This is a genomic window from Actinomadura xylanilytica (assembly GCF_030283145.1).
Lineage (GTDB): Bacteria > Actinomycetota > Actinomycetes > Streptosporangiales > Streptosporangiaceae > Spirillospora > Spirillospora xylanilytica.
Genome location: NZ_JASNWE010000001.1, coordinates 2,259,624 through 2,284,937, shown reverse-complemented (window position 1 = coordinate 2,284,937; position 25,314 = coordinate 2,259,624). Strand labels below are relative to the sequence as shown.

The following is a 25,314-nucleotide window of genomic DNA, read 5'->3' as shown; positions in this document are numbered from 1 at the left end:
CCTGCTGCCGCACCGCCATCCGTGGTCGAATCCCGAGGTGGCGGAAAACCGGTACGGCTGATAGTCAAGGTCCGGTCATCGCGAGCGCCCAGGACTCGTTGGTTCAGAAAGACCGGAGGCCGTGTGAATACGACGACTGGGGCCGATCTGTGCCGTGTGGTCATCGTCGCCCCCCATCGCCGTCTCGACCTCTCCCTCCCCGCGGATATTCCGCTGGCCCATATGCTCCCGACGTTGTTGCAGGTCGCCGGGCAGAATCTGGCGAACGCCGGACTCGGCCATTCCGGCTGGATCCTGCAACGCCTCGACGAGGGCCCCCTGGACGAGTCCCGGTCGCTGTCGGCCCTCGGCGTCCGCGACGGCGAGCTCCTCTACTTCCGGCCCGAACTGGCCCAGCTCCCCGAGGTGACCTTCGACGACGTCGCCGATGTCGTCGCCACCGGCATCAACGAGCACGCCGACCGCTGGCGCCCCGAGACCACCCGCCGGTTCGGCCTGCTCGGCGGCGCCGCCGTCCTGGCCGCCGGCGCCGCCGGCATCGCCCTGACCGGACCGCCCTGGGGCCTCCTCGCGATCGCCGCCGGCGGTGTCGCGATGCTCCTGCTCGTCACCGGGACCGTGCTGTCACGCGCCCTCGGAGACTCCGGCGCCGGCGCGGTGCTCGGCTACAGCTCGCTCCCGTACGCGTTCCTCGGCGGCCTCCTCGCGCCGGCCCGTCCCATCGCGATCCTCGACCTCGGCGCACCGCACCTGCTCGCCGCCCTCGGCGCCGCGACGCTGGCCGCCGTCGTCGCCGCCTTCGCCATCGCCGAAGGGCTCCCGACCTTCCTCGGCGTCGCGTTCACCGCCCTCCTCGGCGTGATCGCCACGGCTTTCGTGCAGGGCCTCGGCCTCGCCCCCCAGGGCGCGGCGTCCCTCGCCTCGGCGCTCTGCCTCGCGCTGACCGCCCTCATCCCGTCGCTGGCCTTCCGGCTGGCGAGGCTGCCTCTGCCGCCCGTCCCGGAGAACGCCGAAGAGCTCCGCGGCTCCCAGACCTTCGACGGCCCGACCCTCCTGCGCCGCACCCGCGAGGCCGACCGCTTCGCCACCGGCCTGGTCGCCGCCGTCGGCCTCGTCAGCGTCGGCGCGCAGCTCGCCCTGGTGACCTCCACCGGCTGGCTCGCCCTCACGATGAGCCTCTGCATCTCGCTCGTCCTCCTGCTCCGCGCCCGGGTCTTCCTCAGGCGCCCGCAACGGCTGTGGATGCTGGGCTCCGGCCTCGGCGGACTCACCCTCCTCGCGCTCCGCGGCGCCGCCACGTCCGCCCCGGGCACAACCCTCGCCGCCGTCGTCCTGCCCACCCTGGTCGCGGTCACCGTCATGATCGTGATGGCGCTCCGACTGCCCGCGCACAAGCCCTCGCCGTTCTGGGGACGGGCCGGCGACATCGTCGACCTGGCCCTGATCGTCGCCCTGTTCCCGCTGGCCATGGGCCTGCTGAACCTCTACTCCTGGCTCCGCGGGCTGGCCGGCTGATGCAGACCCGCAAGGACCTCTACCAGGCCCACCGCCTGATGACGCAGCGCGTCGCCCTCGCCCTCCTCCAGGGCCGCCCCGGCGCCGCCGAGTCGCCCCTCCGCCGCACCGGCGTCGGCGCCCTCTGCGGCGTCATGGTCGCCGTCCTGGTCGCCGCGGGCTTCGGCATCTCCGGCCTGCTCTTCAAGGGCGGCGCCCGCAACCTGGAGAAGCCCGGCGTTCTGATCATCGAGAAGGAGACCGGCGCCAGCTACGCCTACAGCGCCGACAGCGGCAAGCTCACCCCGTTCCTCAACTACACCTCCGCGCGCCTGGCGATGTCGAGCACCTCGATCGAGCGCAAACTGGTCTCCGCCAAGTCCCTCGCCAAGTACGGGCGCGGCCCGATGACCGGAATCCAGGGCGCCCCCGAATCCCTCCCGGACCCCAACAAACCGGCCAAGGCCCCCTGGTCCCTCTGTGTCCGCGACTCCGGCGCCGTGAACGGCTCCCGCGTCTCCCTGGTCGGCGGCCGTGACGTGGGCGGACGCCCCCTGGGCGAGGGTCAGGGACTGGTCGTCCACGGCGGCGCCCAAGCCTGGCTGATCTGGCACAACACCCGCATGCGCATCTCGCCCAAGGCCGCCCGCGTCCTCAGCCTCGACCAGCCCGTCCCGGTCGACGAACGCTGGCTGAACGGCCTCCCGCAGGGCCCCGACTTCGCCGCACCGCCCATCCCCAAATGGTCGACCCGCGTCCCCGGCCCCGACGGAACACCGTCCCCCGTGGGCCAGACCTACCGGGTGGCCGCCGTGGCGGGCACCGGTCAGCGCTACTACGTCCTCCTGGCGGACGGCGGCCTCTCCAGCATCTCCGAGAGCCAGGCCCGCCTCCTCCTGGACGAGGCCGGCGCGGGCCCCAACGCCCCAGGCCAGCCCCGCGAGATCACCCCGGGCGTCGCGGCCTCGAATCCGTCCAAGACCAACCTGCACAGCCGAGACCTCCCTGAGACACCGCCCAAGATCGTCCCGTACACCCAGACCGACCCCCTCTGCGCCGTCTATCGCGACACCGACAGGCTGTCGGCCGAAGCCCGCTTCACCATCGGCGGCGCTGTTCCCCCGTCCACCGGGGGCGCGGCCGGCCTGGACGAGGTGTCCCTCCCCGGCGGCGGCACCTTCGCCGGCACCCTCTCCGGACCGGGGCAACGCCCGCAGACCTTCTCCCTGATCACCGACCAGGGCCTGCGCTACCCCGTCCCGACCCAGGACGAAGTCACCAAGCTCGGATACTCCACGTCCACCGCGGTCCCCGTACCGGCCAACCTGCTGCAACTCTTCCGAGAGGGCCCGGCCCTGGCCTCCGCGGCGGCCCTCCGACCGGTTCCGGCCACGTGATCCCTTTGTCAAGAACCCTCTTGACAAGGGCCACCCTGTTCAGCGATCCGCCACCAAAACCACCACCCCAGCAGGCCGTTCCAAGCCCCTTCTTCCGGTGGACAGCCCTTCCGCCCCCTCTCTACCCTCGACCTTGCTGACAGTCACGGGGAGTGTCGCAATACCGACAGTTTCAGGGCCATTAAGCCGATATGTCATAAGTACGACACATGGGGAGGAACCACGCATGGCACAGACCTCAGCCCACAGCCGCGAAAGCATGCGGAAGGCCGGCGACGCACTCCAGAAGGCGGAGGACGACCTGAGGCGCACCCGCTCCCAGTTGAACAGCGAGCAGCAGTCCCTGGCCACTCGGTGGCAGGGCGAGGGCTCGCAAGCCTTCGTCAAGGTCTTCCAGCAGTTCGACGAGCAGTTCGTCAGGGTCCTGACCGACCTGAACATGATCCAGCAGAAGATTGGGGACGCCCGCGTCAAGTACGACGCCAACGAGGCGGAGACCACCGCCCGGGTCAACAGGCTCAGCGGTCTGATCAACAGCTAGGACCGCGACCCGTCGCACCGCACCCCATCGAACTGGAGGATCAAAGCCGTGACCAGTGACTACACCCGCGTTGACTTCGCCGCGATGAAGGAGGCCCAGGCCAACTTCCAGAAGGCCCTGAGCTCGTACACGGCGATCCTCGACGACCTGAAGGGGAAGATCCAGACCACGCTCGCCGACTGGGAGGGCGACGCCCGACGTGCATACGAGGTGAAGCAGGACGAGTGGAACAGGGCGGGCGCGAAGCTGGGCGACAGCGTGCACAAGATGGGCCAGGCCATCGGTGAGTCCCACGACGGCTACCGCACCACCGAGAACCGGAACACCCAGATGTTCGGCGGCTGACCGCGCACCACCCGTCTCCGGACGTACTCCGCCCGCTCCACACGCTGACAGCGGCCACCGATGCGGCGACATGCAGCCATCACACGGGGAGGACACAAGATGGCGCCCCAGGACAAGCAACCCGATCTCAACGACCTCCTCCCGGGGGTGCTCCCGCAGGGGCCGGGGATCGACCCCGCCGACCCCAAGACGTGGCCCATCCCCAAGGGCGCCCCCGGCGGCCAGGGGAGCAGGGGGGCGAACAAGGTCGAGGTCCAGCGCGAGCAGCTCCTCCAGGTCGCGCGCCAGATGCGCAAGGATCTCGACGCGCTTCAGTATTCGCTGACCGGGCTGCAAACGGAGGCGGGAATGATCGGAGCCTGGGACGTTGCCCAGCAACTCGGCCCAAAAGTGGATACCGCGCACCGAGGCATGCTCGCAGGCATCAACCAGTTCTGCGAGGCGTACGCCGCCGCGATCCGGAAGGTTGAGCAGGCTGCGAAGAACTATGGAAAGTCAGAGCAGTTGGCCACTGAGGCTGCTCGCGGTGCTGGAGCGGCAACGCCTCCTTCTCATGTGACGCCATGGCAGAACAGGTGAACGTCGGTATCGCCTACGAGGAGGCTTAGCCCATGGGTGGTCAGGAGTTCCAGACAAACGTCAGGTCAGGCACGCTGGGACACGGGAATCCAGCGAGCTATGGCTACGACACGATCGTCGCCTACCTCCAGGGAGCAAATCCGACTTCGCTCGCTGCGGTGGAACGTGCGTACGCTCAGGCCCATGCCGCATTTCAGAGGGCCGAACAAGGTCTCGCACAACATGTGAGACGCCTGAACTCCGTCTGGCAGGGAGACGCTCAGGAACTCGGGATTGCGGACATCCGACGCTTGAGTCAAGCGTCGGGAACCCTGGCGGAAACGAGCGGGCAGTTCGGCAAGGCCATGTCCAGCGCCTATTCGACGGTGAAGATCTCGCAGGCGAATCTGCCGACCAGGAGCACTCCCCTTGGCGTGCTTCCATCCACGGACCCGGTCCAGGCCCAGGCCACCAGGACGGCTGATGACAAGCTGGCCCAGGAGCACCTAGCCAAGACCAATTCCGGGCTAGCCTCCGCTTTCGATCAGATTCCCACATCACTCACCATCGAGTTGCCCGAACCGGGCCGTGGGGAAGAGCGGTTCGGTGGAGGAGCGTCTGAGAGCGACCCAGCCGGACGTGGAGGTGCAGGTGGAGGCGGCTCAGCCATCGGGGGTATTGGTCACATTTCAACACCGAGCCACCTCGGGGGCGGATATGGAAATGGCGGCGCGCTCGCCGGCATTCAGCCCACAGCATATGCGGACCAGGCAAGTGGTCCTGGCAGTGTTGCCTCGTCCCCACAGGGCATCGCCGGAATGAGTGATCCAACAAATCTCGAAGGAATGGAGTCGGCGCCTCATGGCCTCCCCGGCCCAGTTCCAGGGATTTCAGGCCCAGCTCTTCCAGGAATTGGAGGTGGTGGCGGTCCCGGGATAGGGGGCCTCCCGCCTGGGCTTAGCCTCATACCTCCAGTCCTCGGCCTAGAACGCCTTGGCGGCTACCCGCCGCTCACAGGTGAGATCCGGCCGGCGCCGCCAGCCGTAGTAAACCCAGGGATGGGAATGGTGAAAAACTCCGGCGGCACCAGCTCGCTAAGAGCGGGCGGAGTGTTGGGTGGTTCGCCAGCGGTTGGACCCGGCGGTTCTGGAAGTGGACCAGGGTACGGTGCCCGGGCGGCACGCCCGGGCCTGTCCACTGGGGGGGTTATAGGCAGCGGGGCCAGGCCGACCGAAAGTGAGGAGAGGGGTGGGCGGATTGCCAGACAGGATCGCACCTTGGGAGGCGGTATGCCAGGAGGCAGGAAACCAGCAGCCGGGTTCAGTGAAGAGCGGGAACGCAAGGACTGGCTAGTAGATGATGAGGATCTGTGGAGTGATGAGCGAGACATCGCACCTCGGGTTCTTGGGGACATGGGCTGACCCGGTTCGCGGATGGCGAGGGTGATGAGCGAGGAGCGGGGAAACGCATGGTACTTGGGCGAAGGTTGATCGCGCTGATCTCGTGCTCGGCTCTTCTCGTACTCCACTCGGACCCTGCACTCGCAACCCCGCAACCTCGCTCGGAGGAGTGGTGGTTCGACGCATGGGAGATTGAAGAGAAAGTATGGCCGCTCACCCGAGGACGTGGAATTGTCGTTGCCGTGATCGACACGGGTGTTGAGGCATCTCTCCCCGATCTCGAGGGTGCTGTACTCCACGGTTATGAGTACGGCGGAACCCAAAATGGGGATGGCCGCCGAGACCATGATAAGGAACACGGTGGTCACGGAACGGCGATGGCGGCTCTCATTGCAGGTCAGGGCCGTGGCACTGGCATGATGGGAGTCGCCCCCGATAGTCGGATACTCCCGATCAGCGAACCCAAGTTCAATTACGCGGATACCATTCGCTATGCCGTTGACCACGGCGCCAAGGTGATCAGCATATCTTCGAGCACGCCTGCGGCGCGATGCCCCATTGCGATACAACGGTCAGTCACATATGCACTTCAACACGACGTGGTGATCGTCGCGGCTGCCGGCAACGACGGGAACCTTACGACCTCCATCAACGCTCCAGCGAACTGTCCGGGTGTTCTAGGAGCCGGAGCAGTCGACTCGAACCTCAAGATCTGGTCGAAGACGACTCCCGGAGATAATGTCATGCTCGCCGCGCCGGGTGTGTCGGTTGGCTCCATTGGCAAAGACGGAACATTCAGCTGGAAGAACAACGGGACTAGCCAAGCGACGGCGCTAACGTCGGGGGTGATAGCGCTGATGCGATCCCGCTTCCCCAGGATGCCGGCCCGTCAAGTGGTCCAACGCCTCATTGCCACGGCTAAGGATGTCGGCCCGGAGGGCTGGGATGAACGTGCGGGTTACGGTGCTCTCATTCCCTACCTGGCGCTAACCGCCGACGTTCCCGCTGACGCCCCAAACCCTGTATACGACCGCCTCGAGCGATTGTCCCCTGGAGGACTGGCCTCGCCCAGCCGGTCTCCAAGTACATCGAGTGAAAAATCACGGACAACCGGACTCGAGAAATCGTCGTCGTGGATCTGGTCAGGGATAATTATGCTGACAGCCATTGTGGTGGGCCTCGGCTTCTATGGACTTCGACGAATGAAGGCTAGGGGATGAATCTGGCGAGAGACGGTGCTGGCCATGGAATTTGATGATATCTACGACAGGATGCAAAAGTCATTGAATAATTCTGATTCGACGGTTGCGACATATCTTGTATTCTATGGAGAGTCAAGTGGTAGACGAGAAGAGTAATATAAAACGAGCATTGAATGTCAATGTCTCTAAGGCCCCGCTTACACAGAGTGAGGTATCGGCTCGTTTGGAAGCAGCTAAAATCAGAGGCAAGGAAGTGGCGCCTAGCTCTGCTGGCCACGAACCTAGTGATCCAGAGCTGTCTGCGATTCTAGAAAAGCTAAAGAACCTAGACAAGCCACAGTCATCGTCACGATCCGTCTTCTCGGCGACTGTTCAGTCTGAGCGTTCCAGCCGAGAGGAGCTCGAGGGAATCTCCGAAGGAAGGCGTCAAGACTCAAATTTTCTCCGAGAAAGTTCCGAGAAAGACGAGATATCGATCAATGCCGACATGCAAAGCAGGCGACTTGAATCGATCCTGAAGGAGAATTTGGCAATAAGCTTCTCGGGATATAGTGACGATAACAAAGTCGTGGCCATGGTCAATGGAAATGGTCGATTGATCAATCTGCATATAGACGACGACATGGGTCGCTCTTCGAGTCGAGCCGTCGAGAGTGCAGTCATGGCAGCGATCTCAACGGCTAAGGCGGCAGCAACTGAGCAGTGGTTGGCTCGCATATATCAAGGAGTAGTCGTCGACAAGGAATATGGACAATAAGGATTGATGAAATGGCACCAAGTGACGAAATTGAAGATTCGTTGCGCTCGCTGAAGCATTTCGTTGACGCTCTGGAGGCGGAGACGAGCGAAATTCGGTCGCGTACATCTCCTGAATCAGAATCTTATTCTACTTTCCAGATTCAAGGCGAATATGGCGAGATCAAAGTTGACAGGTTCGGCAGTGTTCGGGAAATTCACCTAGATGAAAAAAAGATGAGAAGTTGCTCGATCGGCCATCTGGCTAATCGCTTGATGTCAAGTATAAATGATGCAGAAGACTCCGTGAGAGACACTCTAAAGAAAGATGCCCAGAAAATAGTAGACCGTTTCTAGTGAAATACGAAACGCTAGGAGATTTTAATGGGCGATCAATATAGTGTACATAAATCGGCGTTGCGTACTGCCGCCGGCTATATTGCTGAGGCTGGAGAGAAATGGGTAGTTATAGGTAGTGGTCTCGGTAATGCAAAGCTGGCCAGTGATGACCTCGGCATAATTGGAGAAAAGGCCAATATTGTAGCCAAGTATAATGCTGGCGTCGATCAAGTTTGGCAGCGAATAAGTGACGGGGTTGGTCACATAAATATGATGGCGCTCGCTCTCGAGGCTGTAGCGGCTAGCTATGGACGAGCCGACCATCGTGCAATCAACGAACTGAAGAAGGCTATGCAATGACCCTTGAGGCACCTGTCCCATTTCCCGAAAAAAACGCATCAATAGTTCGAAAGGCCGCTCGCCTGACGTTGCATAATGATGCACTAGATGCGTTGGATTTGGTCCGCGACATGATAGGACACCCCAATAATGTCCAACGCGCGGTAGATAGTTGGGGAGAAGCCGTACGAGTCATGAATGAATCGTACGAGAACATTTCCAGGGCTCACAGTCAAGTTCTCGCTCAATGGTCGGGAGGTGCCTCGGCATCATTTAGTACCTTTGCTGGCGACGCGAAACTTGCTGTGAGTTCGAACGTCGCTGCGTTTCAAGGTGCGATTACCGCGACAAATCAAATGTACCTGGCGGTAATTGCTGCCTATAAGACAGCGACTCGGTTCATTACAAATTGTGCGCAAGATATCCTCAATCTCGGGGGAGGTCTACTTGGTGACTGGAAGGCTGTTCTGGCCGTAGCTGCCGCCGGCCCAACTGATGGAGCGTCACTAGCGCTTATCATGAACCATTTTACGGATTTGCTGTCGAGCTTCGCCGGTCACGTTAATGATCTCATTGATGGAGCTGTAGATATCACTGCGGGATATAATTCGGCTTTGGGGGAAGTTGTGAAGAATATCAATGCGATAAAGCCGGTTCCAGGGCCAGTTCCCGCCATGGCCGATCTAAACATCTGGAAGCCCGCGTGAAGGCCCTCGCGTGGCTGGGAATATTTGCGGTCACACTGATTCTGTCGGCGTGTTCCATGGCGGCGGGTGATGGCGCTACCGCGTATACCCATATTGGATCTGCGTGTTCGTTGATCAATCTAAATGCTGTTCAGCAGTTCACTGGCCCTCAAATCCGCCCAGAGGCATCAACGCCACCCGATGTTCGACCTGGGGATGAGCAATCAGCGTGCTCCTGGAGTCTTGCCTCGTCAGGTGGGAATTCTGTCGATCTCGCGGGGAGAATCTACGCCAAGAAGAATGGCGGTGTCTCTGCGGCTAAGAAGGCATTTGAACGCGACAAACCCTCCTCGTGCGATAATGTCGGGCCTTCCTGTCAAAACTCTCCAGGTATTGGTGACGGTGCCTACCTGACAGGAAGTTCCTTGATGATAGGCGCAATCGAGCCCGGCTCATCTGTTGGGCTTCGTGTCATTGACCGTAATATAATCTTGGCTATCTCCTGCACGCGTGGGGTCGCGAGTCAGGGAGAGACGAAGTCTCCACTTGGAATGATCAACGCACAGAACTGTGTCACCTTGGTGAAGGGGGCTGTCGACAAGCTCCGTACAACCGGATGATTGTGATGGCGCTATCAGTCGTGGCAGCTTGTGCAGGTCGAGAGATAATTAATAACGTCGCGGACCGCAGTTTCGACTCCGGAGCGCAATAGTTGTGCGTTCAGCGGGGTTGATCTCCTGTTTCCGGCGGTTGGAGTATCAGCTCCGCTGTAGTCGATACTGATAGCGACATTGGCGTGCCGCGCCCAAAGCGAGAGGCTCGCCGTCACGCGCCTTTGTTCTTCCTGGTTGGTCTGCTGTACAAAGGCTTCGTCGCCGAAGCCCTGGAGTTCGATGTAGGGGCCTGTCTTGAACTCGCCTCGGGCGGTAATGTCCTTAGTACTTGAACGCCGCTTTGCCAAACCGCGCTCAAAGTTGGTGGTGCTGGCCGCTTCATTTGTGTTGGGGAACAGTGAGAGTTGAACCTTTAGAGTACGTTCTCTCTGGATTGCACTACTTTCATCGTATCTTGCGCTCCACTCGCAGTATGTATTGGACCCACCATTTGAGCTGTGTCGAAGTGGCTCAGAGTGTGGCTCATCGTGGTCTGGTACTAGTGCGGTGAGCGTTCCTATCGGCACAGTGTCGCAGATTTCACTTAGCTTGGTAAACTGCCGTTTCTGTGATTGGAGAGGCGCGGGACCAACCGGTGTGCTTGGCGTAGTGTGCAGATGTTCCTTGGTCTGTTCTCCTTGCATAGCTGAGGTAAGGAATACAGTCCCGGCGGTGAGAAGACCGGCAATGACTGAGGCGACAATAGGCATAAGCCAGGGCGGGCGGCGTCGGGGTGGTTTCGGTGGCTGGTCCCACACAGTGGGGGATGATCCTGGACCGTGGGTCATGGAGTCCTCCGGAGGGGCCGCCTGTTGGTGCTGGTCATTCGTTGTAGCAGTGGGGGCAGTCGATGAGGTTCTTCACGAGTTCGCGCGCGACCCTTTCTGCGGCCTCACGCACCTGCTGCTGAGGGAGCGCGGTGAGATTGGCCGCAGCCTTCTTCTTGGGGTCGGACGGGTGGTCGCCGCCCCCGTAGCGGACCTCGATGAGGACGTTCTTGAGACGAACGCCCACGGCCGCGCTGCCGATGGTGAATTTGCCCTGTTTTCCTTGTGACGTCGCGCTGAAGGCTTCGTCGCCGACGCCGAGGAGAGGTGTGATCGGTCCGTACTCGACTTCGTCCATGGTTGTGTTGGCGCGTCCTTGGAGCTTCGACCGTCCGGTCGCGAAATCCTGTCCCGTCCGGTTGGCGCCCCCGGTGGTCTCGGGGCTGATGACCAGCTCAACGGTGAGACTTCGGGCCTTCTGCACTTCGGAGCCGGGCTGCTTGCTGGATGTCCAGGTGCAGCCCGATCCCACACCGGAGGAGCCGAAGACGCCGTCGGCCACGTTCTCTGATGGGGTCGGCGTCGCGTTCGGGGCGAGTTCGCTTGCCGTGACCTTGGAGACGGTGCCGCAGGGGTCGGAGACTCTGGTGAAGGCGGCCGGCGGTTGTGTGGAGGCGCTCGCCGAGACCTGTCTCGCGGGTGGGGGGCTTCCGCTGTTCTTGTCGTTCCGGAGGGACAATACGGCGACACTGACGCCTCCGACGAGGACGGCGGTGGAGACGGCCGCGATGGCCGTGAGGACCCAGGTTCGACCGTGAGGCCGTGATGGGGCGGCTGGCAGGGTGAGTCGGTCCTCGCGGGTGGCGGTCTGCGCTGGAGCGAAGTGGTTGGGCATCGGGGAGAACTGGCCCGGGGTCCATTCGCGGCTGATGATGTCGGTTGCCGCGTGCTGGGGGTCGGTGCTGGTGCCGACCAGGCCGGTGAGGAGGGCGTCGGCTCTGGGGCGTCCGGCTGAGGTGGGTGCGAGAGCGGCGCGGACCAGGGGGAGGAGTTCGGCGGGGACGCCGGTCAGATCGTGCTGGCCCTGCTGGGCGCGGGCGGCGAGGGTCGCCAGATTGCCGGTGCCGTAGGGGTGGCGGCCGGTGGCGGCGTAGGCGATGAGGGTGCCCCAGGCGAAGACGTCCACGGCGGTGCTGACCTGGCCGTCGAAGAGCTGCTCGGGCGCCACCCAGCCGGGGCTGCCGACGAAGCCGCCGGTCTGGGTGTGGCGCTCATCGGAATCGAGGGCGCGGGCGATGCCGAAATCGATGACGCGGGGGCCCGTCGGGGAGAGCAGGACGTTTCCCGGTTTGAGATCGCGGTGCACCAGACGTACGGCGTGGATCGCGGTGAGCGCGGTGGCGACGCCGACGGCGAGACTGCGGAGCGGGCCGGCGGAGAGAGCGCCGTTGGCCTCTACGTAGTCGGCGAGAGACGGGCCGTCGATGTGCTCGGTCACCAGGTATGGACGGCCGTTCAGCTCCCCGTGTTCGAGGACGCGGGCGGTGCAGAACGAGGCGACGCGCTGAGCGTGGTCGACCTCGCTGCCGAATCGGGCACGGAAGGACGCGGTGCCGGCGAGCTCGCGGCGGATCACTTTGACGGCGACCTTTTGTCCTGAGTCGCTGAGGCCCAGGTAGACGGCGCCCATACCGCCTTCGCCGAGCCTGCCGAGGAGGCGGTACGCGCCGATGGACGGGGGGTCTTCCGCGGTGAGCGGATGCGCACCGGGGGACCACGAGGCCGGTTCGGCTTGCACGGATTTCCTCCCGTGGGGGCGTCCTGAAGGCAAAGATCGCGGATGACTTTACCGACTACCGGTCTCTAAGTCATGATTTGCGGCAGGTTGGATGGTGGGCGAGGCGGGGTTGCACGATGAGTGGTCTTGCTCTCGGTCGTCTCGTGGGGGGCGAAACGATGCTGAAGAGGTCGTCGTGGATCGTTCATGGTCGTATTTAGAGAGGCAGATCAGAGTCGGCTTGGGCTGGTTTGTGGCCGGGCGAGGCGGGTCGTTTGCCCTGTAGGCCTCTAGGAGGTTGTGATGTCCTGCGATACAGGTCGCGTGCGGCTGGCGGTCGGGTTGGGGGCTTTGGATTGGCTGTTGTGCTTTCTTGTCGTGGCTGCTGCTCTCCCCTCCGGGTTGATCGCCGTTATGGGATTGGTCTTTGGAGTTCGATATGCCGGTCTTTTTGGCTGGCTGCTGGCAATTGTATTCGGTCTAGTGATTCTTGCTTTGTGTGGTGCGGTCGCTGGTCTCGGGGTCAAGATGCGTCGAAAGGCGTACTGGCTTGAGGGAACGGTACTTATGCAGAGACGGGTGAGCGGGATGCGCCAGTGTGACCTCAGTGTGGACTCGGTTGCGCTAGAGATGGCCTCGCCGGCTCCGATGGGGGTTGGTGGGCCACTGCCCCGGTTGGTCGTGGGGCAGCCAACGATCAAACTGTGGATACGTGATCCCGGCCGCCGTCAGGCGCTACTACCCGCTGATCAGATCTCTGCATTGGCTGGGGCGATGGTTCGAGGGCGGCGGGGGGATCTTCGAGTCCGGGACGTCGCTGAGAGATTGCGCCAACTCGCCGAGGAATCGGCTGATGTGGGGCGGATCGCCGACTGAGTCGCCTGCGCTCGGTGCTGGAGCCCCATGGACATGGAGATCACGACGATGTTCGATCGACATGGATGGTCGATGCGGAGCTAGGGTCGCACGTCTCTTCTGATTGAGTTCTCATTGGGCTGATGGGGAGAGGAGATGAAAGTGCTCTATGCGTCCTCGTTGTTCTGTTTGATGTGCGTGATGAAGACGGCCCAGGCTTGGTGGGAGAAGACTAGGGTGCCGGCGTTGGGGGCCTTTGAGTCGCGTACACCGATGCTGTGCCGAAACTGAGCGACCTCAACGCAGTTGTCGCCGGTGCCGCTTCGACGGGACTTGCGCCATTGAACGCGGCTGGGGGCAGTCATGTGCTGTGCTCCTGGAGGGTGGGGACTACTCCCCGGCAAGAGCGGTGATGAGTTCGACCGATGCCGAGGGGGACATTGCCGTGCTGCGGATGGACTCGAGATCAACTCTAATACGGTTCACTTCTTCGGTGCTCTCGAGGTAGATGTCTCCCATGGGCCCCTCGGCGTAGGCGACGTCGAGTTCCGAGTCCTCGGCGAAGCTGATGAGCTCCATGGCGCCTTCCAATCCGATGTGCGCTCCGGCATCGAGGCGGACGACCTGGATGGTGATGTTCGGGCGTTCCGCTGCCCGGACCAGCGCCGAGAGCTGACCGCGCATCACTTCATGGCTGCCGATGATGCGGCGGAGCACCGACTCGTCAAGCAGAGCGTGCAGGTTCGGTCCGTTCGGTCGCCGCAGGAGCATCCCTCGATTCATCCTGGCCACGACACGGCGGTGCACGGACTCCGCATCGAGGCGGAGTAGACCGATGATCGCGCTCGCGTACTCCTCGGTCTGGAGGAGTCCTGGGACGAGTTGGGGCTCCCAGGCGTGGATGAGGCTGGCCTCGTCCTCCAGCGCGACGATGCTCCCGCTGAAGACGTCGGCGTAGGCGGTCCACCAGCCGCGCTTCCAGGATTCCTTGGCGAGTTGGATCAGGGCGGCGCGCTTGGCGGTGTCCACCCCGTAGAGGGCGAGGGCGGCCTCAATGTCCGCGATCTTGGGTTGGGTCTGAGCCCTTTCGATCCGGGTCAGCTTGCTCAATGACCAGCCGAGCTGCCGGGCGGCCTGTGTGGGGGTCAGGCCGGTCCGGCTACGGAGGTTGCGAAGCTCAAAGGCCAGGCGTCGTCCACGTGTCGTGGGGCTGGATACGAAAGCCATGATCGAACCCTTCAAGGTCGCTGTCGTCTTGTGGCCGGATCCGGTCACCAATCGTGCAACTCGCACGACCGTCGTGCGATTTGCATCTACATTGTGCCCGTAGTCAAGCGTGCACACAGCGTAGGGCTTGGTGTGGGCGTGCTGGACGTAGAGGGCGTCGCGCTGCCACTGGCGGACGCGTGAGACGGAGGTAGGCCATGGGCGGTCCGGTGACGTTGATCCTGGCCGGAGGGTGCGCCGTCTGGGCTCTGCCCGGCGACGGGACCTGCGCGGGGTTCGCGCGGAGGGTGGTCCGGCAGGTCGCCGGTGGGCTGGGGATGCCGGACGGGCTCGCCTATGACTTGGCGGTCGCGGTCTCGGAGATCGCCACCAACGCGTTCGTGCATGCGGGTCCGCAGGAGGCCGGGCCGGCGGAGATGTGGATCTACGTGCGGAGGGCGCGGTCCGAGCTCGTGGTGAAGGTGTTCGACACCGCTCCGTGGCGAGGGCCGATCCGGTACGGGCCGTTGCGGCCCGGGACGGAGTCGGAGGGCGGGCGCGGGTTCGAAGTCGTCGATGCGCTGGCCGTCGAGCATGGCGGTGCCTGGGGGATGCACCGCACGCGTTCGAGGCTGGGGGCGTCGGCACCTGGGAAGGCGGTGTTCGTATCTGTGCCGGTGTCCGGAGTGGTGAGTACGGAGTCTCGGCCTGTACGGCAGGTGGCCTGGGAGCTCTATGCCCTGCTGGAGGCGCGCGGGGTGGGGGAGGTCCGGTGTTCTCTGGGGCACGGGATGGCGGTCATCTGCGTGCAGGCGGCGGTGAATGTGTGGGTGGGGGAAAGGGGGATCTCATACTGCGTTCCCGGAGGCGGTGTGGCTCGGCACGCGTTGTGCGACGGGATCGAGGTTGTTGAGCGGGTCGTTCGGCATTGCGCGGACCTTGGTGCGGGTGGATGACACTGGCAGTCGGGTCAGGGGGTGGAGTGGGCTTGGTTGATTTTGCGGGCCAGGGCTGTGGTGTCGGTTCCGGTGAGGCGGAAGATGTAGCGGCCTGAGCGCATGATGATGCCGTCCTTGGTGCGGAAGGCGTCGTCGCCCAGGTGGACGCTTTCGGTGTTCTCGGGGAGCGGGGCGGTGGGGAGGTACGCCTTGGCCAGCTCGGGAGTGCGGGCTACCCAGGCGACGGTGAGCGTGACGGGTGAGGTGCCGGACGGGGCGTCCAAGTTGCATGTGACGTTGGTCAGTTTGACGGGGCCGATGTGCGCGTCCTCGGACTCGTCGTCCAGGTACCGGGGCGGGCGGACGCTGGGGGCGATCTTGCAGGCGTCCGGCCAGTCGGCGACGGGGACGCCGCCGAGTTCGGCGGGGCCGTGGGCGCGGGGGAGCGGGGCGGACGACGAGGTGGACCAGTTCATGTCCGCGGTGTCCCGGAGGGTGAGGATGGCTCGGCCGCCGGCGACCCGCAGTGCCGCGGGGGCGGTGGAGCCGAAGCGGTGGTGGCCCACGGCCAGGGGCATGGGCATGGTGGTGGCGTCGCCGGTGGCGGGGTCGATGGTGTCGAGCCCGGGGGCGAGGAGGCCGGGCGCGATGGTGTCGCGGAGGCCGTAGAGGCGGTCGCCGGTCATGGTGAGGAGCGAGTACGGGCCGAGGGGGAGACTGTGCTGCTTGCTGGTGCGGCGGTCGATGGCCAGGAGGCGGTCCCTGGAGATGAAGACGCGGTCGGGGGCGGCGTAGAAGGCGCATTCGCCCTGGCAGGTGCTGCCGTCGCGGAGCAGTTCGCGGCCGTTGGCGTCCAGGAGCAGGGACTTGGAGTCGGTCGTGAGCTGGGTGACGCCGTTGTGGACGGTCGCCTCGGCGGCGTCGTCGGTGGAGCCGGCGTGGCGCCAGCGTTCGGCGCCGGTCGCGGGGTCGACGGCGATGGTCCATCGCTTCGAGCCGCAGCCGACCGGGACGAGGAAGAGGCTGTCGTCGCCGTGCACCGTCCTGACGGCGGTGTCGAGCGTGTCGATGACGCAGCCCGATGCGGCGAGCTTGCCGGTCGCCCAGCGGACGTGTCCGGTGCGGAGGTCGATCGCCTTCAGAATTCTGGCGTTGAAGCCGTTCAGCGCGGGCACGACGCCGGCCGCGGCGGCGGCTCGGGTCTGCATTCCGGACGGGAAGGTGAAGCCTTGACTCGCCTTGGTCCAGTTGACCTTTCCGGTGGCGGCGTCCAGGCTGACCCACCGGTCCGGGATGGCCTTCCGGGAGCCGGTCGCGACCAGGATCGCGCCGCCGGTGACCGTGGACGCGATGAGATGGCGGCGGATTTCGGCGTAATGCCAGCGGACCTTGCCCGTTCTGACGTCGCGGACCTCGATGCCTTCGGGCTTCGCGATGACGAGCTGGCCGTCCACGACGCTGTGGCCGCGGTCGCCGCCGAGCCGCCAGGCCGTCTGGAGGCCACCGGGGGCGGGGCCGGTTTCGGACAGCGGCGGGACGCCCGATCCGGCCGTGGTGCGGACGGCGCGCACGGCCGGGCCGACCTCGTCCTCGGCGGGCGCGGTGCAGGAGACGAGGAGGAACGCGCTCGTCAGGGCGGCCAGAAGGGACGTCGTCGGACGCTTCATGGTTCCTTCCGGTCGGCACGGATCGGGTGAGCGTACCGAAACGCATTCGCGGACGAATGGCACTCTCGAACCGGTGACCGATCGCGGACGTCTATTTTCTGGACGGGCGATCGTAGGGAGGGTGATGTCGTCGGTGAACGACCCATTGCGGCCTCGGGATCCGGAGGTTCTCGGACCGTTCCGGCTGCGCGCCCGGCTGTCCGAGCACGACGCGGGACTCGTTCTCGCAGGCGCCGACGGGAACGGTGCGGAGGCGCAGGTCGTCGTCCTGCATCCGGCTGCCGCGGACGACTCGGCGGCGCGGGACCGGTTCGAGGCGGCGGTGGGGGCGCTCGCGCGGCGCGGGAGGGTGCCGTCGGCGGGGCCGCGTGACCCGGTGGCCTGGGCGGCGGTGGCCGGCGGCGCTCTCGAGGACGCCGTGGCGCTGCTCGACGCCGTCGCGCTGACCTCGGGTGACGGCGGCGGGCCCGCTTTCGCTCCGCACTGGGCGGACGTTCCGGACAAGGGGTGGGCGCTACCGGATCCGGTTCCGGACGCGTCCGCGGGGGGTCGGCCCGCGCGGCGCGGGGCGCTCGTGGTCGGGCTGGCGGTGTTCGTGGTGTCGGTGCTGCTGCTGGTGGTGTGGGCGGCCTTCTCGCTCAGCGGGCCGGGCCTGCGCAGGAGCGAGACCGGGAGCGGCCAGGCGGCCGAACCCACCGTGCCCGCGCCGCTTCCGTCCTCGCCGCGGAGGACGCCGCCGCGTCAGAAGGGGAAGGACGGGCCGCCGGGTCCGGTCGCGGGTCCGACGTTCGGGAAGGACGAGGACACCTACCGGATGAAGCCGGAGGGCCTGCCGTTCGTCTTCGACGCGCCGGGCACGTGGGGGTGCATGGTCAGCGACGAGGCGCCGTTCGTCAGCCGCTGGGTGTGCGCCGACGACGATGACCTCGGCGGGGCGGGCGGGCTGGTCGCGGTGCAGGAGTGCCCGAAGCCGTGCCGGAACGGCGAGCGCGCCGCGCTGCGCGAGGAGCTCGCCCTCGAGGCCGGCGATTGGCGCCGGACCGACGCGACGACGATGTACGCGGAGGTCGAGGGCACCGACGACGAGGGCGGGCGCATCCTGCGGGTCGCGATGAGCCACGTCTTCGGGGACGGCGGCCGGCGGCCCGACAGCGGTGTCGCCGTGGTGCTCACGGGTCCGCCTGACCAGAAGAGGACGATGCAGAAGCTGGTCAACGAGATCCGGACGCGTTCGGGCTGAGATGGTGGGGTGTCAATGTTGGTTGACGCGCTGGTGATGTCAACCTATGTTGACACCTATGGCTGATCCATCCGTCCGGCTGCCGCTGCTCTGCGGTGCCCTCGCCGGACCGCTGTTCACCGTCACCTACCTCGTCGAGGGCGTCACCCGTGCGCACTACCGTCCGCTGCGCCATCCGGTCAGCTCGCTGGCGCTCGGTGACGCGGGCTGGACGCAGGGCGCCGCCTTCCTCGCCGCGGGGCTGCTCACGCTGGCGTTCGCGACCGGTCTGCGCCGCGCGTCCGGGGAGCGGGCGGCCGGTGCGTCGGTCCGGGGGCCGCTGCTGGTCGGCGCGTGGGGGGTCGGGCTGCTCTGCGCCGGGACCTTCGTGACCGACCCGGTGGGCGGCTACCCGTCCGGCACGCCCGACCGGGTCGTGGACGCCTCCGTGCACGGTGTTCTCCATGACCTCTTCTCGTTCGCCGGATTCGTGGCGCTCACCGCAGCGTGCCTGGTGTTCGCACGGATGTTCGCTCGCGCGGGCGCGCGAGGGTGGGCGCTCTACTCGGTCGCGAGCGGGGTGCTCTTCGCGGGGACGATGGTGCTGGCGTCCCGGGCGTACGGGCAGGACGCCGGACTGGCGGACGTGGGCGGGTTGCTCCAGCGCGTCGCCCTCACCATCGGCTGGACGTGGCAGACGCTGCTCGCCGTCCGCCTTCTGGGTCAGGACGTCGAGCGAAGGTGGCGGAGCAGTTCCTGATGCCGCCGCCAGTACTCGGGCGAACGGCCGTCGCCCAGGCCGAACCAGGTCATCGGCGCGTGCTCCGGTCCGATGCGCTGCCTGGTGAAGCCGGGGGGACCGGTGAGCGCGCCCGCGGCGGCCAGGCCGATGGGCGCGGGCGAACCCGTCCAGCGCGGTTCGGTGGTCAGGTCCGCGCTGCCCGGGGTGAGCTGGGCGAGCAGGGCGCCGAGGTGGTGTTCGGCGGCGAGCCGGTCCACCAGCGCCGGGAGGTCCGCGACCGGCGGTGGATCGTCCGGCGCGTAACCGACCGTCAGTACCGACATCTCCGCGATCCCGGTCGCGGGCGGCGCGAACGCGGAGAACTCCAGTGTCGCGATGGCGGTACGCGGGCCGGCGCCGATCGCGATCAGCTTGGCGATGCCGCCGCGCCGCACCGCGTCGCGGGCGGACGCGGTGAGGGCGGCCGGTTCCCAGCGGTGTTCGAGGGGTTCGGTGGCGCCCCAGCCGATCGGCGGACGGCCGGTCAGCATCACCATCAGCCGTTCCACCTGTCCGCCGAGCGTCCCGTCCGACGGGTGCCGCACCTGGAACGTCAGCGCGACCTGTGCGCCGGTCGGCGCGGTCGGACGCGCGATGAAGCCCGGCGCGTAGTCGAGCGCGTCGGGGACGAGGGCGAAGGACGAGCCGTCCCAGTACAGCGGCCGTCCGGTCGCGCCCTCGTAGTACGCGTCGCCGTCGCAGACGACCCACCGGGCCTCGGTTCCCGTGACGACCCTGTGCAGCGGAAGGGTCAAGCGGCTGCCGGGCGGCGTGACGATTTGAAGGACGCGCCCAGAGCGTTCGCACTCGGCGAGCATCTCGGCCAGGTCGGCGTTCAGGGCCACGACGGGCCGTTCCAGCAGGACTACCATGGCGCGTTCGGTCAGCGCGTCGGCCCCGCCCGCGGTGGGCTGCCCGGTCCGTTCCGTCACGAGCTGCTCTCGCTCCAAACCGTGCCGTCGTGGCGGGACGCGAGCTGTTCCGCGCAGTGCCGCGCGACCATCCGCGCCTCTGCGAGGTCGGCCGCCGCCCGTACGTCCGTCCACCACACCGGCGCTTCGACATCGGTGTCCAGGAGCCGTTCGACTTCGCCGGGGACCATCACCAGGATCGGTTCGCGCACGCGCACGAGCAACCGGTCGCCGGCGTCGAACACGTACGCCCCGCCCACGCTCAGGCCCCTGCCGCCGACCAGATCGGGCAGGACGGCCAGGTCGGGACGTTCCCGGGTCAGCACCACCAGTTCCCTGCTCACGTCGCGCCTCCCGAGAGCGAACGGGCGAACGCCTCGGCCGCGATCAGCGTCGCGGCGTCGCGGGCCGCCCCGCCGACCCGTTCGGGGGTGATCGCGATCCCGGCGGCGAGATGCCGGTCGTAGGGGATGTGCACGACCAGCAGGCCCGCGGCGCTCAGCTCCTCCGCGGCCCGTTCCAGCTCGGCGCCCGGACTCGGGGTGTGCGCCACGAGCGCGATGACCGTGCGCGACAGCAGCGGCCCGTGGCCGTTCTGCGCGAACCACCCCAGCGCCGCCCGCGCGCTCGCCGCCCCGTCCGTGGTGCCGGGCGCGACGAACACCTGCGCGTGGGCGCCGGACAGGACGCCGCGCTGCAACCCCGACACCAGCCCGGCGCCGCAGTCGATCACCGAGGTGGAGAAGTAGCGGCCCAGCCTGCCCGCGCCGGCCCGGAAGATCTCATCGTCCAGATCACCGCCGAGCTTCCGCTCGGAATGCGCGGGCAGCACCCACAGGCCCTCCTCGGTACGGGTGAGGAACGCGGCCGTCTCGTCCCAGCTCTGCGGGCGCGCCGCGGCCAGGTCGCGGAGCGAGCGCGCCCCCCGCACGTCCAGCCGGAGCGGCAGCGAGCCCAGTCCGGGGTCGGCGTCGATCGCGATCACCCGGTCGTCGCGGTGCCGCCGGATGACGCCCGCGACGAGCGCCGCGATCGTCGACTTCCCCGCGCCGCCCCGCACGCTGGTGACCACGATCCGGCGGCAGGACGGCACGGGCGCGCCGAGCTGCGCCGTGAGCCGCGCCAGCTCCCTGGCCTGGCCCGCCGCGGAGGCCCCGATCCCCTTCCGCATCCCGCGTCCCAGCCGCCGCAGCATCGGATCACCGTGCGGATTGCGGCGGACGAGGTCCTGCCCCTGCGCCCACGCCTCAGCCGGTGGGACCGCAGGTGCCCCGGCCCCTGGGCTCCGCACCGGCGGCGAGGCGATCCCCGGCGCCGTCCCGCCCCAGGAAGGCGGCACTCGAGGTGCCGTCCCGCCTCCCCCCGATACTGGCGGCGCTGCGAGCTGTGGTGCGGCTCGCTGCGTCTGTGGGGCTGGCCCGGGCGCGTGGGGCGCCGGGGGCGGCGACTGGGGTGCCGGGGCTCGGGCAGGTGGTGGTGCTGCGTGGGGCGGCTGGGGTGCCGGGGTTTGGACAGGTGGTGGTGCCGCGTGGGGCGGCTGGGGTGCTGGGGCTTGGGCAGGTGGTGGTGCGTGGGGCGGCTGAGGAGGAGCGCTCCGGGGTGGCGTTCGGGGCGCGGCGCCCTGCATCTGGGGTGCCACGTTGTGCGTGTGCTGTGTGCCGTTCCACGCCGGTGCTGCCGCTTCGACCGGGGACGGCGCCGGGGGGAAGATCATCGTGCCGACGCGGGAGGGATCCGGACGCCGGACGGGCGGGGGGCTCGGCGCCGGCCGGGCGGTGGGCGGGACGAGTCCGGTCTCCGTGGCACCGAGGTGGTGCAGCACGGTGTGCTGCCAGTCCCGAACGGTCACCGATCACCTTTCAGGGCCTCGTCGGCGGATGTGATGGCACGAGTCTAGACAAGGGGAGAGCACCGCTTCGCGCCCGTCCGCACCGGTGGCGTCAGGGGTCGTCAGGGACCCCGTGAAGGGCTGCTCCGGCGCGGTTCACAGGTAGAAGCCGTGGCGGTCGGCGGTGCCGGGTGCGGTGGACGGGAGGTCGGCGGCGCGGAGGGTGACGACCTCGTCGTTCGCCGGACGGTCGCCCGAGGTGAGGCGCTGGGCCTGGGCGGCGATGGCGGCGTCGAGGAGGTTGCGCATCAGCCGGCCGTTGCCGAACGAGGCGCCGCGGGGGGCGGTGGCCAGGAGGGCGCGCAGGGCGCCGGTGAGGTCGGGGGCGAGGGTGAACCCGTCGGCGGCGGCGAGGTGCGCGAAGATCGCGACGAGCTCGCCGTCGGCGTAGTCGGGGAAGGCCAGCCGCTTGGCGAACCGTGACTCCAGGCCGGAGTTGGCGGTGAGGAAACCGGCCATCTCGCGCTCGTAGCCGGCGGCGATGACCAGCAGGTCGCCGCGGTACTCCTCCATCAGCCGGGCGAGCGCGGCGACGGCCTCCTGACCGTAGGCGTCGCCGGTGAGGGCGTACGCCTCGTCGATGAACAGCACGCCGCCGAGGGCCTGCTCGACGGCGGCCTGGACCTTGGGCGCGGTCTGCCCGAGGTAGGGGCCGACGAGGGCGGCGCGGTCGACCTCGACCAGGTGGCCGGACGACAGCAGTCCGAGCTGGGCGTACACGGCGGCGATGAGCCGGGCGACGGTGGTCTTGGCGGTGCCGGGGTTGCCGGTGAACACCATGTGCCGGGTGGGGGCGGTGACGGGCTGCCCGGCGGCGCGGCGCAGTTCGGTGCCGCGCGCCTCGGCGACCAGGCGGTGCACCTCCTGCTTGACCTCGCGCAGCCCGATCAGCCCGTCCAGCGTGGTGAGCGGGTCGGTGACGGGGACGGCGCGGGTGACGCCGCTGAGGGTGTCGGGGACGTCGTCCGGGAGCAGCGCGGTCAGCTCGCCGGGGGTGGTCTTCTTCTTGCTGGTGATGCGGCGGGCCTGGAGGGCGATGGCGCGTTCGCACAGGTTGCGCATGAGCCGGGCGTTGCCGAAGGACCGGCCGCGCGGGGCCCGCCGGAGCAGCCCGGTGATCTTGTCGCGGGCGGCCGGGTCCGGGGCCAGCCCGACGCGCGCGGCCTGGCCGTCGAAGATGGTCAGGAGCTCGTCGTCGGTGAAGTCGGGGAACCGCACGGTGGTGGGGAAGCGGGAGGCCAGGCCGGGGTCGGAGGCGATGAAGCGCTGCATCTCGCGCTCGTATCCGGCGACGATCACCACCAGGTCCTCGCGGTGGTCCTCCATCATCTTGACCAGCTCGGCGATGGCCTCGGGGCCGTAGTCCTCGCTCAGCTCGGAGTGGGTGAGGGAGTACGCCTCGTCGATGAACAGCACGCCGCCGACGGCGCGCTGCACCACGGCGCGGGCCTTGACGGAGGTCTCCCCGATGTACTGGCCGACGAGCTGCGCGCGGGACGCCTCGACCAGGTGCCCGGACGACAGCACGCCGAGGTCCTTGTAGATGCGGGCGAGCAGCCGCGCCACCTCGGTCTTGCCGGTGCCCGGGTTACCGGTGAACACCATGTGGCGGGACGGGGTGGCGGCGGGCAGCCCGGCGTCGCGGCGCAGCCCGGCGGCGCGGGTGCCGGCGATGAGGAGCTCGATCTCCTGCTTGACGCTGCGCAGCCCGGTGAGCGCGGCGAGCTCGGCCATCGGGTCGCCGGCGGTCCCGGCGGTGTCGAAGGCGCCGGGAACGTCGGCGCGCTTGACGACCAGCTCGGCGCCGGGCTCGGTGCGTTCGCGGACGTCCGCCACCACGACGTCGGCGAGGCGGTGCGCGAGCCGAGCGTTCCGCAGGTTGCGGACGGGCGGGGTGCGGACGAGCAGCTCGCCCGCGGCGGCGAGGGCGCGCTTGTGCGCGCGGGCGCCGCGCTGGTGCAGGGCGCGGTCGAACAGCTCGGCGTAGCCGTCGGCGGTGAAACCGTGCGTGTGCACCACGGTGAAGCGGAGCGCGAGGCCGGGGTTGATCTCGCGGATCCGCTCGTCGCCGCCGGGCTCGCACAGCGCGACGACGTGCAGGTCCTCGTGGACGTCCAGGGCGCGGTGCAGCTCCTCGACGATGGCCTCGCCGCTGCGCGGGTCCTGCGACATGTCGTCGAGCCCGTCGATGACCATCAGCCGGGCCCCGGCGGACTCGCGGGCGTCGTTGTACAGGTGGGTGGTCGCGGCCGACACCTCCTTCCCGGCGAAGAAGTCGTCGGCCAGCCACAGCGGCGGCGCGGTGATCAGCCGCTCCTGGAGCAGCCGGGCGATCTCCTGCGCGGCGTCCCGCTTGCCGGTGCCGTCCGGCCCGACCAGCAGCAGCCGGACGGGCTTGGTGCCGTCGGGGATCTCGGCGAGCGCGGCGACGACGTCGGGCTGCCCGACCAGCTCGGAGCCGGCCTCGGGGGCGCGCCGGCGGCGGGTGCGCGGCTGCGGGGCCTTGCCCATGTCGGCGGCGAGGGGGTTGACGACGCGCCGCCGCGGGGTGCACAGCCGGCGCAGGTCGGCCTGGAACTCGCCGACCGGGATCCACTCCGGCTCGGGGACGCGGGGCTCGCCGGGGAGGCCCTGCACCGTCCCGGTGAAGCGCATCGACATGTCGAGCCACGCGCGGCAGGCGTCGGCGGCGCCGGCGCCGAGGGCGCGCGACAGCCAGGCGCGGGCCTTGACGAACCACGGCTGCGCCTCGAACCCGTCCCGCCGGGCGGCGAACCGTTCGAGCAGTTCGCCGTAGCGGTCCTGGTCCAGCGCGACCGACAGCTCGGCGGGGACCTGGTCGAGCCCGCCCTGGAGCAGCAGGTTGACGAGCAGATCGAGGACGGGCTCGTCGTGCGGCGCGACCTCCAGCAGGTGCTCGTGCACGGGCAGCAGCCCCGAGCACACCCAGTCGAGGTAGCCGATCGGCCCGGCCAGCTCGGGCAGCGCCGCGAGGACGTCGTCGGGGGCGTGCGCGGCCCAGCGGTCGCGGTCCTCCTGCGTCGCCTTGATCTCCAGCTCGGGCGGCGGGTCGTCGTACAGCCGGGCCAGCGCGGCGCGCCGCGCCTCGAGCGGCTCCAGCCCCTCGAGCACGTCGAGGGACTCGCGGGCGAGGGTGAGGGCGAGGTCCTTGTCGGGGATGTCCTCCAGCCATTCCAGCGGGCGGAAGCCGCCGCCGGTGACGCCCCAGTCGGTGCGGGCGCGCAGCGGGTCGCGCGGCTCGCGGTGGTAGCGGCCGAAGATCAGGTGCTGGAGCCGGGCGTGGGTGCCGGAGTTGATGGCCGCCGATCCGGACAGGAAGTCGACCGTCAGGAGCAGGTCGGCGACGACCAGTGGCGCGGGCGCGGTGAGCAGCGAGTGCTCGTCGGTGGTGAGGTCGCTGAAGCGCGGGTCGGACACGAGCTTGTCGAGGCGCGCGCGGATCTCCTCGAACAGCCCGTCCGGCACCCGCCAGGGGCCGTACGAGTACAGGTCCAGGACCGGCTCATCGGTGACCAGTAATTCCAGATGCTCCGGCAGACGCACCGCGATCCCCTCGTAAACGCATCAATCGGCGCGGAACAGCCTAGAGCGTCGG

Annotated in this window: 21 protein-coding genes; 13 read left to right on the top strand and 8 right to left on the bottom strand. The window is 67.5% G+C overall.

The window, feature by feature from the left end; translation table 11 throughout:
• Positions 1-123 precede the first annotated feature (123 nt).
• From eccD to QP090_RS10530, 10 genes are all read left to right on the top strand, one after another.
• Complete coding sequence (gene eccD / locus QP090_RS10575; RefSeq protein WP_285938430.1) at positions 124-1,515, top strand: type VII secretion integral membrane protein EccD; 1,392 nt, start codon at positions 124-126, stop codon at positions 1,513-1,515.
• Positions 1,515-2,891 (top strand): type VII secretion protein EccB, encoded by a 1,377-nt coding sequence (eccB, locus tag QP090_RS10570; protein WP_285938428.1) that lies wholly within the window; start codon positions 1,515-1,517, stop codon positions 2,889-2,891. Before eccD ends, eccB begins: the two co-directional genes overlap by 1 nt.
• 226 nt (positions 2,892-3,117) lie before the next feature.
• The gene (locus tag QP090_RS10565) at positions 3,118-3,432 is read left to right on the top strand and encodes a WXG100 family type VII secretion target (RefSeq protein ID WP_285938426.1); all 315 of its coding nucleotides are present in this window, start codon (positions 3,118-3,120) and stop codon (positions 3,430-3,432) included.
• Between the two features lie 48 nt (positions 3,433-3,480).
• Positions 3,481-3,777, top strand: a complete 297-nt coding sequence (locus QP090_RS10560) for a WXG100 family type VII secretion target (RefSeq protein WP_285938424.1) — start codon at positions 3,481-3,483, stop codon at positions 3,775-3,777.
• 99 nt (positions 3,778-3,876) lie between these two features.
• Entirely contained in the window at positions 3,877-4,356 is a 480-nt protein-coding gene (locus QP090_RS10555; RefSeq protein WP_285938423.1) for a DUF2563 family protein, read from the top strand.
• Between the two features lie 1,447 nt (positions 4,357-5,803).
• On the top strand, positions 5,804-6,955 hold the full coding sequence (locus QP090_RS10550) for a S8 family serine peptidase (protein WP_285938422.1): 1,152 nt from the start codon (positions 5,804-5,806) through the stop codon (positions 6,953-6,955).
• 106 nt (positions 6,956-7,061) lie between these two features.
• Entirely contained in the window at positions 7,062-7,694 is a 633-nt protein-coding gene (locus QP090_RS10545; RefSeq protein WP_285938421.1) for a YbaB/EbfC family nucleoid-associated protein, read from the top strand.
• Positions 7,695-7,705: 11 nt separating this feature from the next.
• Positions 7,706-8,029, top strand: a complete 324-nt coding sequence (locus QP090_RS10540; protein ID WP_285938419.1) for a hypothetical protein — start codon at positions 7,706-7,708, stop codon at positions 8,027-8,029.
• 27 nt (positions 8,030-8,056) lie between these two features.
• Complete coding sequence (locus tag QP090_RS10535; RefSeq protein WP_285938417.1) at positions 8,057-8,371, top strand: hypothetical protein; 315 nt, start codon at positions 8,057-8,059, stop codon at positions 8,369-8,371.
• The gene (locus QP090_RS10530) at positions 8,368-9,057 is read left to right on the top strand and encodes a hypothetical protein (protein ID WP_285938416.1); all 690 of its coding nucleotides are present in this window, start codon (positions 8,368-8,370) and stop codon (positions 9,055-9,057) included. Before QP090_RS10535 ends, QP090_RS10530 begins: the two co-directional genes overlap by 4 nt.
• Before the next feature lie 1,454 nt (positions 9,058-10,511).
• Here QP090_RS10530 and QP090_RS10525 read toward each other — a convergent pair.
• From QP090_RS10525 to QP090_RS10515, 3 genes are all read right to left on the bottom strand, one after another.
• Positions 10,512-12,254 carry a serine/threonine-protein kinase gene (locus QP090_RS10525; protein ID WP_285938414.1) on the bottom strand — a complete coding sequence of 581 codons (1,743 nt, stop codon included), beginning with the start codon at positions 12,252-12,254 and terminating at the stop codon, positions 10,512-10,514.
• Between the two features lie 1,001 nt (positions 12,255-13,255).
• Entirely contained in the window at positions 13,256-13,453 is a 198-nt protein-coding gene (locus QP090_RS10520; RefSeq protein WP_285938413.1) for a DUF397 domain-containing protein, read from the bottom strand.
• Between the two features lie 25 nt (positions 13,454-13,478).
• Positions 13,479-14,315 (bottom strand): helix-turn-helix domain-containing protein, encoded by an 837-nt coding sequence (locus tag QP090_RS10515; protein ID WP_285938412.1) that lies wholly within the window; start codon positions 14,313-14,315, stop codon positions 13,479-13,481.
• Between the two features lie 197 nt (positions 14,316-14,512).
• Here QP090_RS10515 and QP090_RS10510 point away from each other — a divergent pair, with 197 nt between their 5' ends.
• Positions 14,513-15,250 (top strand): ATP-binding protein, encoded by a 738-nt coding sequence (locus QP090_RS10510; protein WP_285938411.1) that lies wholly within the window; start codon positions 14,513-14,515, stop codon positions 15,248-15,250.
• Positions 15,251-15,264: 14 nt separating this feature from the next.
• On the opposite strand, the gene QP090_RS10505 is transcribed toward QP090_RS10510, so the two are convergent.
• Positions 15,265-16,899, bottom strand: coding sequence for an outer membrane protein assembly factor BamB family protein (locus QP090_RS10505; protein WP_285938409.1), 1,635 nt, complete (start codon positions 16,897-16,899; stop codon positions 15,265-15,267).
• 133 nt (positions 16,900-17,032) lie between these two features.
• Here QP090_RS10505 and QP090_RS10500 point away from each other — a divergent pair, with 133 nt between their 5' ends.
• Positions 17,033-18,139 (top strand): hypothetical protein, encoded by a 1,107-nt coding sequence (locus tag QP090_RS10500; protein ID WP_285938407.1) that lies wholly within the window; start codon positions 17,033-17,035, stop codon positions 18,137-18,139.
• Positions 18,140-18,197: 58 nt separating this feature from the next.
• A complete protein-coding gene (locus QP090_RS10495; RefSeq protein ID WP_285938405.1) occupies positions 18,198-18,878 on the top strand; it encodes a DUF998 domain-containing protein in 681 nt (226 codons plus the stop codon).
• On the opposite strand, the gene QP090_RS10490 is transcribed toward QP090_RS10495, so the two are convergent.
• The 4 genes from QP090_RS10490 to QP090_RS10475 form a co-directional block, all read right to left on the bottom strand.
• Positions 18,842-19,831, bottom strand: coding sequence for a DUF6177 family protein (locus QP090_RS10490; RefSeq protein WP_285938404.1), 990 nt, complete (start codon positions 19,829-19,831; stop codon positions 18,842-18,844). The two genes, QP090_RS10495 and QP090_RS10490, sit on opposite strands and share 37 nt — an antisense overlap.
• Positions 19,828-20,154 (bottom strand): hypothetical protein, encoded by a 327-nt coding sequence (locus tag QP090_RS10485; RefSeq protein WP_285938402.1) that lies wholly within the window; start codon positions 20,152-20,154, stop codon positions 19,828-19,830. The genes QP090_RS10490 and QP090_RS10485 overlap by 4 nt, the downstream gene beginning before the upstream one ends.
• Positions 20,151-21,005, bottom strand: coding sequence for a MinD/ParA family ATP-binding protein (locus QP090_RS10480; protein ID WP_285938400.1), 855 nt, complete (start codon positions 21,003-21,005; stop codon positions 20,151-20,153). Before QP090_RS10480 ends, QP090_RS10485 begins: the two co-directional genes overlap by 4 nt.
• 789 nt (positions 21,006-21,794) lie before the next feature.
• Positions 21,795-25,262 (bottom strand): AAA family ATPase, encoded by a 3,468-nt coding sequence (locus QP090_RS10475; RefSeq protein ID WP_285938399.1) that lies wholly within the window; start codon positions 25,260-25,262, stop codon positions 21,795-21,797.
• Positions 25,263-25,314 lie beyond the last annotated feature (52 nt).